This is a genomic window from Shewanella salipaludis, from assembly GCF_012911865.1.
Classification (GTDB): Bacteria; Pseudomonadota; Gammaproteobacteria; order Enterobacterales; family Shewanellaceae; genus Shewanella; species Shewanella salipaludis.
In genome coordinates, this window is the sequence record NZ_JAAXYH010000001.1 from 406,607 (window position 1) to 421,705 (window position 15,099).

Annotated in this window: 16 protein-coding genes; 6 read left to right on the plus strand and 10 right to left on the minus strand. The window is 54.6% G+C overall.

Annotation, left to right across the window (positions count from 1 at the left end; all coding sequences use genetic code 11):
- The first annotated feature begins 2 nt into the window (after nucleotides 1–2).
- Genes pgl through HC757_RS01730 form a run of 3 tightly spaced genes read left to right on the plus strand, consistent with a single transcriptional unit; the run spans nucleotide 3 to nucleotide 3,200 of the window.
- Nucleotides 3–701: a 6-phosphogluconolactonase gene (gene pgl / locus HC757_RS01720; RefSeq protein ID WP_169562517.1), complete on the plus strand. Its 699-nt coding sequence runs from the start codon at nucleotides 3–5 to the stop codon at nucleotides 699–701.
- Between the two features lie 9 nt (nucleotides 702–710).
- Nucleotides 711–2,537 carry a phosphogluconate dehydratase gene (gene edd, locus HC757_RS01725; RefSeq protein ID WP_169562518.1) on the plus strand — a complete coding sequence of 609 codons (1,827 nt, stop codon included), beginning with the start codon at nucleotides 711–713 and terminating at the stop codon, nucleotides 2,535–2,537.
- Between the two features lie 21 nt (nucleotides 2,538–2,558).
- Entirely contained in the window at nucleotides 2,559–3,200 is a 642-nt protein-coding gene (locus HC757_RS01730) for a bifunctional 4-hydroxy-2-oxoglutarate aldolase/2-dehydro-3-deoxy-phosphogluconate aldolase (RefSeq protein ID WP_169562519.1), read from the plus strand.
- An 87-nt stretch (nucleotides 3,201–3,287) separates the two neighbouring features.
- Here HC757_RS01730 and HC757_RS01735 read toward each other — a convergent pair whose 3' ends face one another.
- The 3 genes from HC757_RS01735 to HC757_RS01745 all read right to left on the minus strand — a co-directional run bounded on the left by HC757_RS01735 (nucleotide 3,288) and on the right by HC757_RS01745 (nucleotide 6,585).
- Nucleotides 3,288–4,616 (minus strand): anti-phage deoxyguanosine triphosphatase, encoded by a 1,329-nt coding sequence (locus HC757_RS01735; protein ID WP_169562520.1) that lies wholly within the window; start codon nucleotides 4,614–4,616, stop codon nucleotides 3,288–3,290.
- Nucleotides 4,617–4,624: 8 nt separating this feature from the next.
- Entirely contained in the window at nucleotides 4,625–5,212 is a 588-nt protein-coding gene (gene yfbR, locus HC757_RS01740; protein ID WP_169562521.1) for a 5'-deoxynucleotidase, read from the minus strand.
- A gap of 158 nt (nucleotides 5,213–5,370) precedes the next feature.
- Complete coding sequence (locus HC757_RS01745; RefSeq protein ID WP_169562522.1) at nucleotides 5,371–6,585, minus strand: pyridoxal phosphate-dependent aminotransferase; 1,215 nt, start codon at nucleotides 6,583–6,585, stop codon at nucleotides 5,371–5,373.
- A 25-nt stretch (nucleotides 6,586–6,610) separates the two neighbouring features.
- On the opposite strand from HC757_RS01745, the gene HC757_RS01750 reads away from it, so the two are divergent.
- The 3 genes from HC757_RS01750 to HC757_RS01760 all read left to right on the plus strand — a co-directional run bounded on the left by HC757_RS01750 (nucleotide 6,611) and on the right by HC757_RS01760 (nucleotide 10,254).
- Nucleotides 6,611–6,811, plus strand: coding sequence for a hypothetical protein (locus tag HC757_RS01750; RefSeq protein WP_169562523.1), 201 nt, complete (start codon nucleotides 6,611–6,613; stop codon nucleotides 6,809–6,811).
- A 472-nt stretch (nucleotides 6,812–7,283) separates the two neighbouring features.
- Nucleotides 7,284–8,663: a Na+/H+ antiporter NhaC family protein gene (locus HC757_RS01755; RefSeq protein WP_169562524.1), complete on the plus strand. Its 1,380-nt coding sequence runs from the start codon at nucleotides 7,284–7,286 to the stop codon at nucleotides 8,661–8,663.
- 619 nt (nucleotides 8,664–9,282) lie between these two features.
- On the plus strand, nucleotides 9,283–10,254 hold the full coding sequence (locus HC757_RS01760) for a heme-binding protein (protein WP_169562525.1): 972 nt from the start codon (nucleotides 9,283–9,285) through the stop codon (nucleotides 10,252–10,254).
- 217 nt (nucleotides 10,255–10,471) lie between these two features.
- Here HC757_RS01760 and HC757_RS01765 read toward each other — a convergent pair whose 3' ends face one another.
- The 7 genes from HC757_RS01765 to efp all read right to left on the minus strand — a co-directional run bounded on the left by HC757_RS01765 (nucleotide 10,472) and on the right by efp (nucleotide 15,099).
- Nucleotides 10,472–10,849, minus strand: coding sequence for a hypothetical protein (locus tag HC757_RS01765; protein ID WP_169562526.1), 378 nt, complete (start codon nucleotides 10,847–10,849; stop codon nucleotides 10,472–10,474).
- A 275-nt stretch (nucleotides 10,850–11,124) separates the two neighbouring features.
- Entirely contained in the window at nucleotides 11,125–11,685 is a 561-nt protein-coding gene (locus HC757_RS01770) for a hypothetical protein (protein ID WP_169562527.1), read from the minus strand.
- Nucleotides 11,686–11,942: 257 nt separating this feature from the next.
- Complete coding sequence (locus HC757_RS18995; RefSeq protein ID WP_169562218.1) at nucleotides 11,943–12,176, minus strand: MarC family protein; 234 nt, start codon at nucleotides 12,174–12,176, stop codon at nucleotides 11,943–11,945.
- The gene (locus HC757_RS19000) at nucleotides 12,163–12,840 is read right to left on the minus strand and encodes a glutathione S-transferase family protein (protein WP_169562528.1); all 678 of its coding nucleotides are present in this window, start codon (nucleotides 12,838–12,840) and stop codon (nucleotides 12,163–12,165) included. The genes HC757_RS18995 and HC757_RS19000 overlap by 14 nt, the downstream gene beginning before the upstream one ends.
- Before the next feature lie 235 nt (nucleotides 12,841–13,075).
- Complete coding sequence (locus HC757_RS01785) at nucleotides 13,076–13,486, minus strand: hypothetical protein (protein ID WP_169562529.1); 411 nt, start codon at nucleotides 13,484–13,486, stop codon at nucleotides 13,076–13,078.
- 395 nt (nucleotides 13,487–13,881) lie between these two features.
- Nucleotides 13,882–14,241: a cyanovirin gene (locus HC757_RS01790; protein ID WP_169562530.1), complete on the minus strand. Its 360-nt coding sequence runs from the start codon at nucleotides 14,239–14,241 to the stop codon at nucleotides 13,882–13,884.
- A 297-nt stretch (nucleotides 14,242–14,538) separates the two neighbouring features.
- Complete coding sequence (gene efp / locus HC757_RS01795) at nucleotides 14,539–15,099, minus strand: elongation factor P (protein WP_169562531.1); 561 nt, start codon at nucleotides 15,097–15,099, stop codon at nucleotides 14,539–14,541.

Consider the following 15,099-nt stretch of genomic DNA (forward strand, 5'->3'; position numbering starts at 1 on the left):
ACATGCCAAAAGAAACCGTCTTTAAATCCTTCGCCAATCCCGCCGCACTCGAGCAGGATCTGGCCGAGCGGATTGCCCGTCAGCTGCAACATGCGGTCGACGCCCGGGGCAAGGCCAGCCTGGTGGTCTCGGGGGGCTCGACGCCGCTGAAGCTATTCCAACAGCTGAGCCTCAAGGCCATAGACTGGAGTGACGTCTATATCACCCTCGCCGATGAGCGTTGGGTCGAGGCCGATGCCCAGGATTCGAATGAGCGTTTGGTGCGTGAGCATCTGTTGCAGAACCGAGCCGCCAATGCCAAGTTTCGTGGCTTGAAGAACATGTTTGCCACCCCTGAGCTGGGCTGTGACATGGCCGCCGAGTCCCTGGCCAACTTCCCGCGGCCCTTCGACGTGGTAGTGCTGGGCATGGGCAATGACGGCCATACCTGTTCCTGGTTCCCGTGCGCCGCCGAGTTGGAGCTGGCGCTGTCGACCCAGGCCCTCTGCGCCGCCGTTAATCCCAGCACTGCGCCCCATCCGCGGATCACCCTCTCCAAGAGCGGGATCTTGAATAGCCGGCAGATTTACCTGCACTTGGTGGGGGAGCAAAAACTTGCCGTGTATCGTCAAGCCCTGGAGAGTGACGATGTGAAAGCCATGCCAATCCGAGCCGTACTAGCCCAACACAAGACCCCGGTCGATGTGTTCTGGAGCGCTTAAGGAGTCACAATGCATTCAGTAGTCCAAGCTGTTACCGACAGAATCATAGCCCGCAGCCAGGGTCCCCGTGAACGTTATCTGAAGGCGCTCGGCGATGCCAGAGCCAAGGGCGTACATCGCAGCTCCCTGAGTTGCGGCAACCTGGCCCATGGTTTTGCCGCCTGTAATCCGGATGATAAAAACACCCTGCGTCATCTGACCAAGGCCAACATAGGCATAGTCACCGCCTTCAACGACATGTTGTCGGCGCACCAGCCCTACGGCGACTATCCGGCTATCCTCAAGCAGGCCTGCCATGAAGTCGGCAGCGTGGCCCAGGTCGCCGGTGGCGTGCCTGCCATGTGTGACGGGGTGACCCAGGGACAACCCGGGATGGAGCTGAGCCTGTTGAGCCGCGAGATCATCGCCATGTCGACCGCCATAGGCTTGTCCCACAACATGTTCGATGGCGCCCTGTTGCTGGGGATCTGCGACAAGATAGTCCCAGGACTGCTGATCGGTGCCCTGAGCTTCGGCCATCTGCCCATGCTGTTCGTGCCTGCCGGGCCGATGAGATCCGGTATTCCCAACAAGGAAAAGGCACGGGTGCGGCAGCAATTCGCCCAGGGCAAGGTCGACAGGGCTAAGCTGCTCGAAGCCGAGTCTCAGTCTTATCATAGCGCCGGCACTTGTACCTTCTACGGCACGGCCAATTCCAACCAACTCATGCTGGAAGTCATGGGCCTGCAATTGCCGGGTTCCTCCTTCGTCAATCCGGACGATCCGCTGCGGGCCGCGCTCAACTCGGTGGCCGCCAAACAGGTATGCCGTCTGACCGAGATGGGCAGTCAGTACACCCCCATAGGCGAAGTCGTCAATGAGAAGTCCGTGGTCAACGGCATAGTGGCGCTGCTGGCCACCGGCGGCTCCACCAACCTGACCATGCATATCGTCGCCGCCGCGCGCGCAGCCGGTATCCTGGTCAACTGGGATGATTTCTCCGAATTGTCCGATGCCGTGCCTCTGCTGGCGCGGGTCTACCCCAACGGTCAGGCCGATATCAACCACTTCCACGCCGCCGGTGGCATGGCCTTCCTGATCAAGGAATTGCTCGATGCCGGCCTGTTGCATGAAGATGTCAACACAGTGGCAGGCATGGGCCTGAGGCGCTACACCCAGGAGCCGAGATTGCTCGACGGGGAACTGCGCTGGGTCGATGGTCCGACACAGAGCCTGGATACCGATGTCTTGACCGGCGTCGCCGCGCCATTCCAGAGCAACGGCGGTCTCAAACTGCTCAAGGGTAACCTGGGCAGGGCGGTGATCAAGGTGTCTGCGGTACAGGAAAAGCATAGGATTGTCGAAGCACCGGCGATAGTGATAGACGATCAGAATAAACTCGATGCCCTGTTCAAGGCCGGAGCCCTGGACAGAGACTGTGTGGTGGTGGTCAAGGGCCAAGGGCCGAAGGCCAACGGCATGCCAGAACTGCATAAACTGACCCCCATGCTCGGCAGTCAGCAGGATAAGGGCTTCAAGGTTGCCTTGTTGACCGATGGCCGCATGTCCGGTGCCTCGGGCAAGGTGCCTGCGGCCATACATTTGACTCCCGAAGCGCTGGATGGCGGCTTGATCGCCAAGGTCAGGGACGGCGACATAGTCAGGGTCAATGCCATGACTGGCGAACTGACACTCCTGGTGTCCGAGGCCGAACTGGCGACCCGGGAGGCCGAAGCTGTCGATCTGCATCACTCCCGCTACGGCATGGGCCGCGAGTTGTTCGGTGCGCTCAGGGCGAACCTAAGCAGTCCTGAGACGGGTGCACGAAGCACCAGTGCCATCGACGAACTTTACTAATTATTAAGGAAGAATGACGCAATGTTTGAGAATAACTGGTCTTTGCAGCCACAAGATATTTTTAATCGCAGCCCTATTGTTCCTGTAATGGTTATCAATAAGATAGAGCATGCTGTGCCGCTGGCCAAGGCCCTGGTTGCCGGCGGGATCAGCGTCCTGGAAGTGACCCTGCGCACCCCCTGTGCCCTGGAAGCCATCACCAAGATAGCCAAGGAAGTGCCCGAGGCCCTGGTGGGCGCCGGCACTGTGTTGAATGAGGCGCAACTGGCGCAGGCGGTTGCCGCCGGTGCCCAGTTCATCATCACTCCGGGGGCGACCACAGAGCTGCTGAAGGCGGCGATGAAGGGCACTGTACCTTTGATCCCAGGCGTCGCCAGCATCTCAGAGGTGATGACGGCCATGGAGCTGGGGTATCGCAACTTCAAGTTTTTCCCGGCTGAAGCCTCCGGCGGTGTCGATGCGCTTAAGGCGTTCTCGGGTCCCCTGGCGGACATACGTTTCTGTCCGACCGGCGGCATCACCCCGAGCAGCTACAAGGATTATCTGGCGCTGAAGAATGTCGACTGTATCGGTGGCAGCTGGATAGCCCCAACGGATGCGATGGAGCAGGGCGACTGGGACAGGATCACCCGCCTATGCAAGGAAGCCATCGAAGGGCTCTGAGTTGGCTTTCGATACACAGGGCTTTAGAGCCAATGAAAAAGCCACCCCAGGGTGGCTTTTTTCTTGCCGCCGGGTTGAGCCTGGTGGCTAAAGTTCCCGGCTCAGGTCTATGATGGCACCGGATTTGGGGCTGAAGAGCTGTTGATGCAGCCGGCCGGCAAACTCGTCCGTCATGCCGGAAATATAATCTGCTATCACCCTATGCCCGTTCAAGCCCGCTTCCTGGCCTTCCCGCCAGCGCTCCTGGGTATTGAGCGGCAACAGGCGTTCGGGATCCGAAGCGAAGGCCTCGAACAGCTCCATCACCAGCTGCTGTCCCTTGTATTCGAGCATCTGGATTTCCGGCTTACGGATCACGTACTTAAACACGAATTGTTTCAACACCTGCAGCGCCTCGGCAAAGGCCGGCGCCAGACAGGCGTTGCAGCGCAGCAGAGGCTCGTTGAACTCGGTATTTTCGACCACGGAAATGGCGGTCACGAAGCCATTGACCAGTGTGCCTATGGCATCTTTTCTCAGGTGATGTTGGTGGGAGAATAACTTATCCCCTATGGCGGCAAATTCCTTGCTGATCCAAGCATCCTGGCTGAGCGCCAACACCTGGGCCACGTCCTGCTGCCAGCGTCCGGCACTGACGATCCCCATGACGATGGCGTCCTCCAGATCGTGGACCGCATAGGCTATGTCATCGGCCAGCTCCATGATGGAGCAATCGAAGGAAATGAAACGGGTACGGTGATGACTCTGGGTGTCATAGTGGCTCTGGAATAACATCTTGTCGTCGAGCGACAGAGGCTCCAGCACCCAATCGAGAATGTCGCGATCGTCGTCGAAAATACCCTTAACCGGCGGCCATTGTGCGGGTTTTAGCTGCCTATGATTGGTGATGGCGGCGGTATCCCCCGGGATATGCAGCTGGGAATAGGGCGCCGGATACTTGAGAATGCCCAGCAGGGTACGGCGGCAGAGGTTCATGCCATAGTCCAGGGTATAAGGTTCCAGCCGGGTCAAGATCCTGAAGGTCTGGCCGTTGCCTTCGAAGCCGCCGTGCAGGCGCATCATGTAATTGAGGGCGATCTCGCCGCCGTGGCCGAAAGGCGGATGACCTATGTCGTGGGCCAGACAGAGGGATTCCAGCAGGCTCATGGAGCCGAGCAGATGCCTGTGTTGGGGGAATTTCTGTTTCAGTTGGGCGGCTATGCCTGTGCCTATCTGTGACACCTCCAGTGAATGGGTCAGACGGGTGCGATAGAAGTCATTCATGCCGACACCCAGCACCTGAGTCTTGGCTTGCAGGCGCCGGAAGGCGGCGGAATGCAAGATCCTGGCTCTGTCTCTCTGATAAGGGCTGCGGTGATCGTCCCGCCTGTGTTTATCCTCGCCTAAGCGGCGTTCCTGCCACACTGGTGTTGTCATAGCCATCCTTAAAACATCTTGTTGATATCGTCGAGATTGAGTTTAAAGCTGGGGATGAAGCAATCGATGAAATACCTCACCGCAGGTTCAGGGTTGGTTTCCAACATGGCTTCCAGGCGCTTGCGGGCGGTATTGAACTCGCTATTCCCGGCGCGATTCTCTTCCAGGCACTTGAGGTAGGCACATAGGGTATCGGCCGACTTGACCAGCGTCTTGTAGACGGGATCGGCCGCCTGGCTGTCGAACAGACTGCGATAGTCGTCCTTGAACTCCTCCGGCACCATCTCCAGCATGCGCTGTTCGGCGATGGCCTCGATCTTCTTGTATTCGGCTTCGATCTCTTTATTGAAGTACTTCACAGGTGTAGGCAGATCGCCCGTGAGAATTTCACTGGCATCGTGAAATATGGCCATGGTAGCGGCCTGATTGGGGTCCAGCGAGGTATTGAATTTCTTATTGCTGATGATCGCCAGTGCATGGGCCACCATGGCGACCTGCAGCGAATGCTCCTGCACATTCTCGGGGCGAACGTTATACATCAGCGGCCAGCGTTGGATAAGTTTCATTCTGGCCAGATGGGCGAACAGGTGACTCATAAACATACTTCCATAATTTAGCCTTTGCCTTGCTACCTTAGCACAGGGCCGGGGGGCGACGGCAAATATTCCAGACAAAAAAAGCGACCCTGGGGTCGCTGTTGAACATCTTTTTAAGCTTGCTATAGAAGAGCTTATAAAATGGGGCCGGCGCCAAGTTACTGGCGATAGTCGGTCAGGAAGTCGCCAAACTCGGACAGCGCCCTGATGAGATCTTCCTTATGGGGAAGAAACACCACCCTGAAGTGATCCGGCTCTGGCCAGTTGAATGCCGTGCCCTGGACCAACAGGATCTTCTTATCCCTGAGCAAGTCCAGCACCAGACGTTCATCGTCCCGTATGTTGAACTTCTTCATGTCCAGCTTGGGGAAAGCATAGAGCGCCCCCTTGGGCTTGGTGACGCTGACCCCGGGGATCTGATTGAGCAGCTCATAACAGGCATCGCGCTGCACCGTCAGACGCCCATTGGGCAGCAACAGCTCCTTGATGCTCTGATAGCCCCCGAGTGCGGTCTGGATCGCGTGCTGATTGGGCACATTGGCACACAGGCGCATGGAGGCCAGCATCTCCAGGCCCTCGATATAGCTCTTGGCCGCCTTCAGATTCCCCGAGAGCATCATCCAACCCACCCTGAAACCCGCCGCCCTATAGGTCTTGGACAGGCCGTTGAAGGTCACGGTCAAGATGTCGTCCGACAGGCTGGCAGCCGGGATATGGCTGGCCTCATCGTAGAGGATCTTGTCGTAAATCTCGTCGGCAAACAGGATCAGCTGGTGCTGGCGGCATAACTCGACGATTTGCAGCAGCAGTTCCCTGCTGTAAACCGCACCCGTGGGGTTATTGGGGTTGATCAGCACTATGCCGCGGGTACGGGAACTGAGCTTGCGCTTGATGTCATCCAGATCCGGAAACCAATCGGCCTCCTCATCGCAACGGTAGTGCACCGCCTTGCCGCCGGCGAGGTTGGCCGCCGCGGTCCACAGGGGGTAATCGGGCGAGGGGATGAGGATCTCATCGTCGGTATTGAGCAGGCCCTGCATGGCCATGACGATAAGTTCGGACACCCCATTGCCTATGTAGATGTCTTCGATGTCGACCCCGAAGATCCCCTGGGCCTGATAATGTTGCACTATGGCCTTGCGGGCCGAGAACAGCCCCTTGGACTCGCAGTACCCCTGGGCACTGGGCAGGTTGAGGATAACGTCCCTGACTATCTCTTCCGGGGCTTCGAAACCGAAGGGCGCCGGGTTGCCTATGTTGAGCTTGAGAATGCGGTGGCCTTCGTCTTCCAGGCGTCTGGCTTCCTTATGTACCGGCCCCCGAATGTCGTAACAGACTGAATCTAATTTATTCGATTTAATGATAGGCCGCATCTATACCTCAAAATACGCTGGAAGAATGAAACATAAGTTAGCGAACCATATCGAAATTACCCAAGATAAGGAAGGCCCGGCGGCGTTAAAACCCAACTTTTTTTCAAGCAGATCCAGCTTATTCCTCTTTTTGGTGCCGTTATCTGTTCGCGGTTTGGCATTTTATTTTGTTTGCGCTCTGGTTTTTGATGTTTTGCTCTTGGGTTTTGTCTCTGTCATAGCGTGAACTGCGGCTATTGGTTTCCCAGAGCCAAGGGCCGGGTTGCGCCAACAGCTTACCCAAACAGCTTGCTCCAACAGGGCAACGGTATCCAAGCCGGAAGCTGGGCTAAATGTCCCGGAGAGCCGCGGGGATGCTTGGCTGGATTTAGCTGGATAGAGTGCATGAATATTTGCTGCGCCCCAGGTTCAGCTTTGCAAATGTGCCAGATAGCCGTATAGAAAACAGTGTTATAGCCACTTTGCTTATTTTTTGGCAGAAATTTTTGGCTGAATGTTAATTTAAGGTTGACTCACTATTGGATGCGCTTTATTTTCAGCGCCGATGTTTTGGCGCGACGCCGGCATGAGCCAGAGTCAATCCTGGTAGAGATGCTCTATGTCAATAATAAAACAGCAGTAGGGTGTGTTGCCGCCATGGGTAGCAGACATCTTTCTCATTTTTGCCTGGATAGGCTATTTATAGAGGACCTGAATGCATGTCTGAAGCGACTGCCTTGAGTCTGGTTCCACCTCTGGTGGTTCTGGTGTTAGCCATCTGGCTGCGCCGCCCGATACTTTCCCTCATCATAGGCGCGATAGCCGGCTTGTTGCTGCTCGACGCGGGCCAGGTGCTGAACAACTTTGCCTCGGCCTCGCTCAAGGTCATGGCCGACGAGACCATAGGCTGGCTCATCCTGGTCTGTGGCAGTTTCGGTGCCCTGATCGCGCTGCTGGTGCGTACCGGCGGCGCGCTGGCTTTTGGCCGCAACGCCTTGTCCCTGGCCAAGGGGCCCAAGTCTTCGTTGTTCATGACCTTTGTCCTCGGGATAGTGATCTTTATCGATGATTATCTCAATGCCCTGACCGTGGGGGAGACCATGAAGCGGGTGACGGATAAGTTCAAGATCTCCCGTGAGATGCTGGCCTATGTGGTGGACTCTACCGCGGCGCCCGTGTGCGTACTCGTGCCCCTGTCGACCTGGGCGGTATTTTTCGGTGGCCTGCTGGTGGACAATGGTGTCGCCGCCGAAGGCCAGGGCATTGCCGTCTATATGCAGGCGATCCCCTATATGCTTTACGCCTGGCTGGCCGTCGGCATGGTGCTGCTGGTGGTGCTTGGCATAGTGCCGGCGCTGGGGCCGATGAAGAAGGCCCAGCAGTTGGCGGCCCAGGGGATCCCCGCCTTGGAGTCCGCCCCGGAACAGGTGCAGACCCCGGACGATTATGGGGTCAAAGCCATAGAGGAAGAGTTCGAACATGCGGATCATCAGGGTAAGTTGCATAATTTCCTGGTGCCCATAGTGCTTTTGGTCGGTTTTACCGTCTATTTCGATATCGATGTGTGGAAGGGGCTGTTGGCGACACTGGCCATCACCTTGCCATACTATGGCGTGCAGCGGCTGATGCCGCTGGCGGAAATGATGGAGCAGATGATCGACGGCTTCAAGAGCATGCTGCCTGCCATAGGCACGGTGATCGCCGCGTTTATCTTCAAGGAGGTATGCGATCAGCTGTTATTGCCCCAATATGTGATCGAGTCCCTCAGTCCCTTCATGACCCCCAAGCTGCTGCCGGCGGTGGTCTTCCTGGCGATGGCGATCCTGGCATTCGCCACGGGATCCAGCTGGGGCATCTTCGCCGTGACCATACCCATAGTCATGCCACTGGCACAATCGGTCGGCGCCGATATCCCCCTGGTGATTGGCGCCTTGCTGTCGGCTTCCTCCTTTGGCAGCCAGGCCTGTTTCTACTCTGACTCGACCGTGCTGGCCGCTCAGGGCTCGGGCTGTAACTTGATGAGCCATGCAGTGACGCAATTGCCCTATGCCTTGATCGCCGCGGCTCTGGCCTTCGTCGGTTTTATCCTCATCGCCTGAGGATGTTCCTGCAGTCATGCCTGCTGGCCATGGAAGGCCGCAGGCATGACTGCAGGAAAAATGGCCATGGGCGCTATGCAGCCATTGCAGCGCGCCCAGCTCCTAACCCCAAACTACTAACTCCAAATGTCAAATATCGAATGTCGAAGTGCGACCGGGGCTACGCAGTAGAGGCTCGCCTTTCGGCCATGGGACATGACAACCTTCGATATCTTCCTCTTCATACCCTGTCATTCATCCCGGTTGGTGTTTTTCGCTGCCTAGCTGCCCAGCTGCGACGAGTAGTGAAACTCAGCCGACGGCCCTGTGCAGGACCGCAGCCGTAATGAAATATTAATCACTTTGGAAATCAAATCACTAGCCAAGACTGCGGGTTTTGTGCCGCCTGGATCCTGGCGAGGTCGATTTCGGCTGCTATATTAAGCGCTTGTATCCATTCAAAAACGGAGTGTATCGCTTCATTCAACACCCTTGCCGGGAGCTTCCTCAAGGGCATCTTGCCCGGAGGAGGGAGTGCAGCTAAGCCATGCAGGCTTTGGTCGTGGGTCACGCTATGGCCGGCTCCTATGCCCGGCTCGGCTAACCTTTCTACGTCGATCTGAAATAAAGGGAATTAATCATGAAAAAATTCGATATCAATGAGTTTCAGCGCCTCAGTGGTGCATCGAGCAAACGCCTGCGCCACGATCCCGGCCAGGCGTTGTTGGAGAAAACCCCGTCGGCCAGCCTGACCCCTGAGCAGCAAACCACCCAGTTTTTCAACGATCTGCAAGGCGACTGGTTCGGCAGCAAGGGGTGGAACATCATAGCCGTGCCGTCCCAGGGTTCGACCCCGACCAGCAAGGGCGACTTTAAACTTCTGGTCGCCCCTTACGCGGAAACCCTCAGCTTCATCGATGCCGGCGCACCGGCGCGCAACCGCGGCGGCAGCGTAGATCAGTTTGTTGCGGCATTGAAATACCAGCAGAGGGTGTTCAACCGCGACACAGGTGAGGGGCTGCACGTCGAAAATGGCATGTTCATGAACCTGTCCGAAATCGTCAACAACAATAATCAGAACCAACCCTTACCCGAATACAGTGTCGCTCGCAGTGGCACCATACCCCACGGGGATTCGATCATGCTGCTCAGCAAGCTGCCGCTCACCGAGGCTGGAGCACCGGATATTCCGGATATTTCCACCTTGCCACCGGATATCGGCTCGCCGGCTCCCCTGGGTTACCTGGATCCTTATTTGGTGCCGAACCCCGAGATCAACGTCAGCAACCCGAATGCCAACCTGAGAAGGGATCTCGAGCTGCAGGCAGGCGAAGGCTTTGAAATATTGCAGACCCAGACCCTGATATTGGATTCGAACAACGCAGGGGCCATTAACAACATTCCCTTTATCGTGCACCACGCCAATGCAACCCGGATGCAGGCGGTGTTCTGGCTCGAAAAGGTGCGCAACAACAACACGGGCCAGGAATTCGATCAGCTGCAATATACCCAGATCATCGACTTGGCGTTCCACCTCAAGTTCGGTCAGGAGGATCCGACCAATCTCATCACCTGGCCCCATGTCACCATCAATACCATGGTCAAGCAATAGGAGCCGGGGAGGGCTGACAAGAGTGCGGTTGCCTGGGTTTGGTACCCGGCAACCGGATCTGGCGCGAATGTTCGGGGCGGCTAATGGTACCGCCCCTGTCTTTGTGGTGACTGGCGCTTAAAGGCGAAGTTATCTGCTCTGCTCCAAACCGTTTCGATGGGAATAGGGGAGCCCTCGCCATGCCGGTGATAGTTACTGGGTAGCCTTTTTCCAGGCATCACTGCCGGAAAATACCGATTGAATTCAGTAGAACTAACAAGGCAGAGGAAAGACCTGTAATAATTAATAGCCAATAGAACACAGACCCAAGAAGACGATCAAACTTGTTAGTATTTTCCAGCAGCAAACTCGCTTTTGCGTGCATAAAATAACGTGATCTTTCTTCAAGCTTCTTACTCCAATTTCTGGGCAAGGCTAGAGCCTGAGCAACATTAATAATGTCCCAACCACTCACATATTCCAAGCCGAGCGCGTCTTTAGTTTTTGGGTTTTTTCTAAGCCTTTTTACCGTCAGCTGGCCAAATGCAATATAGAGCATACTCACCAGGACAGCGGCAACGATCAGAATGCCGACGTAAACAGCCCTATCCGTCATAATGAGCCAACCAGTTTCATTATTGAGTCATAAATCTCACCTGCATCTTCTTTAACTATTTGATTTCCCCCAATTGATGTTGCTGCTGCGTAGCCTGCTACAGCGACGCCACCAACAATTAGGCCAACCCAACCTATGGGGGGCAACAACCGCACAGTCACGCAGGCTCGCCATGAACTCTTCCCTGAGGCTACAGCGCGCCATCTCTGGTGCAGAGGGCCTGCTTGGCGATACCCTGCTCGTCCTAGCAAGTATCTGTAATTCGGAACAGCTAGTTAGACTATGACGTGTGAGGTGGAGTTGAATCTGGCCTCTGCCTCTCGAAACAGTGATTTTACCATCTCTATGTTCCAGGGCTGTTCTATCAGTGTTTCATGATCCCACTGGCTCCTGGGTTCATGGGGGGCAAAAAAGTCCCCACCGTAGACATGTATTGCACCTGTCATCTTGCCAATTGGGTTAAGCACCGAATGTATGCTGCTGTCGTCGAGTGCAACTACGTCGCCGGCGCCAAGAGATTTGGCCCCGGCCGCTTCAATGCCGGTTTCCGTTCTTCGCCAGAATATATTGTCTTCCCTGCCTGAATATATGCCAACGACTGAAAACATCTGGTGGTTATGCGGCATCAGACACATGCACGGGGCCCAGGTGAAGTTGATTATGGTGAGTTCAGGCGATCGGTACAGTGGGTATATGCCGGCATGTTCTTGCTCGCCAAGCACAGACAGGAGGCTTGCAGTATCGGAAACGGCTTTTGCGACAATCTCACGCACAGCCTCTTTCCCTTCGGCCATGGCCTCGATGCAATCCTGGATAAACTGCTCATTATTGAACATGATGTCATTCTCCTTCTCTGGCTTAAGAGGGCTAACACAGCGCTTAGCGGCTGGTTTGGTGTTTAGAGAAAAACGGCTGAGGGAACAATGCCTTGTTAGCCAATGATTTCGTCGTTGCTGGCTTATTTTTTATTATAGGTGCTTGTCAGACCGGCATGTCACATTTGTTCATCTTAAGGACGAGCTCTTAAGGACGAACCATTCGGCTTTATCCTGGCCCTGAGGTGAGAGAGGCGAGGGCAGGCATCGAGGTCATGTTACCCCCGAGTGTCAAATGGCAAGGCGGCAGTCACCCCAAAGATCAGCATCTGTACCCCTATGACGGCCAGAATAAGCCCCATCAGGCGGGTGACTATCCCCAGACCGTTTTCACCTATTTTGGCTACGATTCCCGAGCTGGATACAAAACAAATAAAGGTTATGAAGCAGAGGAGCTGCAAAGCTGCATAGGTCCCAGAAAGCCAGAAAGCCAGGTTGTCATTCTTCGTCATCTCCTGCTTCTTGGTTGGGATGCTTACCAGTGAAAACCGCCAACTGAGCGGCAAAAGCCCGTTGGTAGGCGGGCCGCGCTTCGCCGCGGGCGACATAGGCCGAGAGATTTGGATATTCATCCAGAATGCCGGATGATCTCAATCGCAGTAGCACTGACACCATCATCAAGTCCCCCGCGCTGAATGCACCGTCGAGCCAGTCGGCCTTGCCAAGGTAAGCGGAAAGTTGTTGCAAACGATTTCGGACGGGTTCCTCGACTAAAGGCAAGCGCTGCGTATTCCAGGGCCTGTCGTTCTCCAGCAACCTGGCGTTTGCGAGTTCAAGTATCGGCGGCTCCACAGTGTTGACCGACGCAAACATCCACATGAGCGCACGGGCGCGGGCATTGGCATCGTCTGGCAGCAGGCCTGCATGGCGTTCTGCTATGTGGAAAATGATCGCTCCTGACTCGAAAAGTATTAAAGCGCCTTCCTCATAAGTTGGGATCTGGCCGAAAGGATGAAGCGTCAGATGTGCGGGTTCCTTCATCTCACGGAATGAAACCAGGCGAACCTCATAAGCTTGACCCACTTCTTCAAGTGCCCAGCGTACCCTTGTATCACGCGCCAGTCCCTGGCCACGATCGGGTGACTGTGCAAAGGCCGTTATGGTTGGGAGCATCATATTCCTCCTGGTCAATTTCGCAGTAACTTGCGCAGTAACACCCAATCAATAGTCGAACGCTGAAAGCGTAAATCGACATCTCACCTGAACATTATAACGGGTGCCATTTCATTGCGTGATGCTGCGTGATACGTCGAGTGATGCCAAAGCCGTGCAGTCGCGCGTCAGGCTCGGGAAAGAGGGACGGCGACCAACTGCCATGACCATGAATAGCGAAGCCAATCTTTAGGCAAAGTTACTTAGAAGATAACTTATTATGTCTAAGAACAATAGTAACTATTGCTGCACTAATAAAGACGTATATTAACACTACAGCTGGTGTTGGTAGTGTAGAAACACTGTCCAGCTGTTTAGCTAAATGGGGAATGTTGCTCACATTTTTAGCAGCACAGTTTATATCTAATAAAGCTGCGTTTATTAGCCCATTAAAACGCAGTTGAGCCAAACAATTTATGGCGGCAATGGTTAAATAGGATATGGATAGTGACAGTCTTTGTATTATCCCCCAAGGTTTAGTACTAGTGAAAATCCAACCTAATAACGCGATTGACACAGTAGCAAAAACTCCCCAAAAAGTGTTCACAAAATGAACAAACTCAAATGTTATATTTACCAGTGCTACTATTTCGATTGATTGAACTTCCATATTCTCACCTGCATAGGTTTGTTGAGCGGCAACAGCGCTGCCCGTATGCGCATCTATACATTAGTCCAATGCAAACCATTATCACAAGTTGCTGCTGTATAAAGCATTAAGTTCAGTTTTAGTGCAATGCGCGTTTGTACCTCCCTATTAGGGATATATAGTTATTCCAAAGCAAACACTGTTGTGCCAGTACCCTTGGCGGCATGGCGAGCTGGCACTTGTGCATGGAGGTATTTCGTCGACGTCGAGCCCCATAGGCACACTGCTGATGGTGATACCGGGCAGAACCGGGGAGAGTTGGGGCAGGGTGAGCATCGCCAAGCGATTGCGCCACCTTGCCTGGGGGAGGGGTATCAACCAATGTCAAATCCTGGCATTGGTTGATACTCGTCAGCTTAGTCTAGGGTGAGCACACCATCGATATTGGAAATGCTGACATTTTCCAGATTGCTGATCACTAAGGTTGAGTATTGCCAGCTTTGGTCTCTCTTTTGGCATTCGGCCGACAGAATAACTGTGATCTCGCGGGATGTTTTGGTGTAGCTGCCCGAGGGCACATAACCACTGGGAGCACCATGGTTGCCGGTATTGACCAAAAAACCATCCAGATTGGTGACTTCTGCCGAGTTCAAGTTAGTGATGTCAAGGCCTGCAGGGATCCAGCTTTGATCCCTTTTCTGCGCTTGAGCATACAGGGTGGATTTAATATTGCGTGAGGTTCTTGTGAAGCTTCCTTCCGGTACATATTGGCTCATGTTCAAGTCCTTTTTTCACGTTGAAGTCCATCGTATGCTCAAGCCAGGTGATGCCAGGCTTCGCATACCCTATAGAGGGTAGTCGATTGGCTGGTCATTGCCATTACAACGCCATTACAGGATGCAGACTACAAAAGAGCCCGACAAGGCAAACGAAAAGACAAAAGACGCTGAGGCGATGACAGACTTTGCCATGACCATGACTCGTCTGTGCCGATAGACAGGAGATTTTCGGCAATAAAAAAGCCAGCTTGCGCTGGCCTTTTTACTGACTCGTTACTGGCTTGGGAAGGGCGGTTAGACGCGCTTCTTGAACTCGCCGGTACGGGTGTCGATTTCGATCTTGTCGCCGACTTTAACGAAGTCAGCCACTGTGACGGTGCCGCCACCTGTGATGGTCGCAGGCTTCATGACTTTACCTGAAGTGTCGCCACGGGCAGAAGGCTCTGTGTAGGTCACTTCACGTACGATAGTGGTTGGCAGTTCGACAGAGATGGCTTTCTCATTGTAGAAAGTCACCTGACAGGTTTCTTCCATGCCGTCGACTATGAATGCCGCTGCATCGCCGAGGTTTTCGGCTTCCACGTCGTACTGGTTGTACTCGGCATCCATGAAGACATACATAGGATCGGCGAAGTATGAATAAGTGCAGTCGAGACGCTCGAGGATGATGTCTTCCAGCTTGTCTTCACCCTTGAAGGTGGTTTCGGTGCCAGAGTCGAGCAGCAAGTTTTTCAACTTCAGTTTAACGATAGCAGCGTTACGGCCTGAGCGAGTTGTTTCAGTTTTCTGAACAACCCATGGGCTGCCATCCAACATGATCACGTTACCAGGACGGATTTCATGAGCAGTTTTCAT

Coding starts and splice junctions, on each gene's coding strand:
- HC757_RS19000 (WP_169562528.1), bottom strand. CDS start 12,840: ATGATGCTCCCAACCATAACGGCCTTTGCACAGTCACCCGATCGTGGC.
- HC757_RS01765 (WP_169562526.1), bottom strand. CDS start 10,849: ATGACGGATAGGGCTGTTTACGTCGGCATTCTGATCGTTGCCGCTGTC.
- HC757_RS01760 (WP_169562525.1), top strand. CDS start 9,283: ATGAAAAAATTCGATATCAATGAGTTTCAGCGCCTCAGTGGTGCATCG.
- HC757_RS01750 (WP_169562523.1), top strand. CDS start 6,611: ATGAAACATAAGTTAGCGAACCATATCGAAATTACCCAAGATAAGGAA.
- HC757_RS18995 (WP_169562218.1), bottom strand. CDS start 12,176: ATGACGAAGAATGACAACCTGGCTTTCTGGCTTTCTGGGACCTATGCA.
- HC757_RS01745 (WP_169562522.1), bottom strand. CDS start 6,585: ATGCGGCCTATCATTAAATCGAATAAATTAGATTCAGTCTGTTACGAC.
- HC757_RS01755 (WP_169562524.1), top strand. CDS start 7,284: ATGTCTGAAGCGACTGCCTTGAGTCTGGTTCCACCTCTGGTGGTTCTG.
- pgl (WP_169562517.1), top strand. CDS start 3: ATGCCAAAAGAAACCGTCTTTAAATCCTTCGCCAATCCCGCCGCACTC.
- yfbR (WP_169562521.1), bottom strand. CDS start 5,212: ATGAGTCACCTGTTCGCCCATCTGGCCAGAATGAAACTTATCCAACGC.
- HC757_RS01735 (WP_169562520.1), bottom strand. CDS start 4,616: ATGACAACACCAGTGTGGCAGGAACGCCGCTTAGGCGAGGATAAACAC.
- HC757_RS01770 (WP_169562527.1), bottom strand. CDS start 11,685: ATGTTCAATAATGAGCAGTTTATCCAGGATTGCATCGAGGCCATGGCC.
- HC757_RS01790 (WP_169562530.1), bottom strand. CDS start 14,241: ATGAGCCAATATGTACCGGAAGGAAGCTTCACAAGAACCTCACGCAAT.
- HC757_RS01785 (WP_169562529.1), bottom strand. CDS start 13,486: ATGGAAGTTCAATCAATCGAAATAGTAGCACTGGTAAATATAACATTT.
- HC757_RS01730 (WP_169562519.1), top strand. CDS start 2,559: ATGTTTGAGAATAACTGGTCTTTGCAGCCACAAGATATTTTTAATCGC.
- edd (WP_169562518.1), top strand. CDS start 711: ATGCATTCAGTAGTCCAAGCTGTTACCGACAGAATCATAGCCCGCAGC.
- efp (WP_169562531.1), bottom strand. CDS start 15,099: ATGAAAACTGCTCATGAAATCCGTCCTGGTAACGTGATCATGTTGGAT.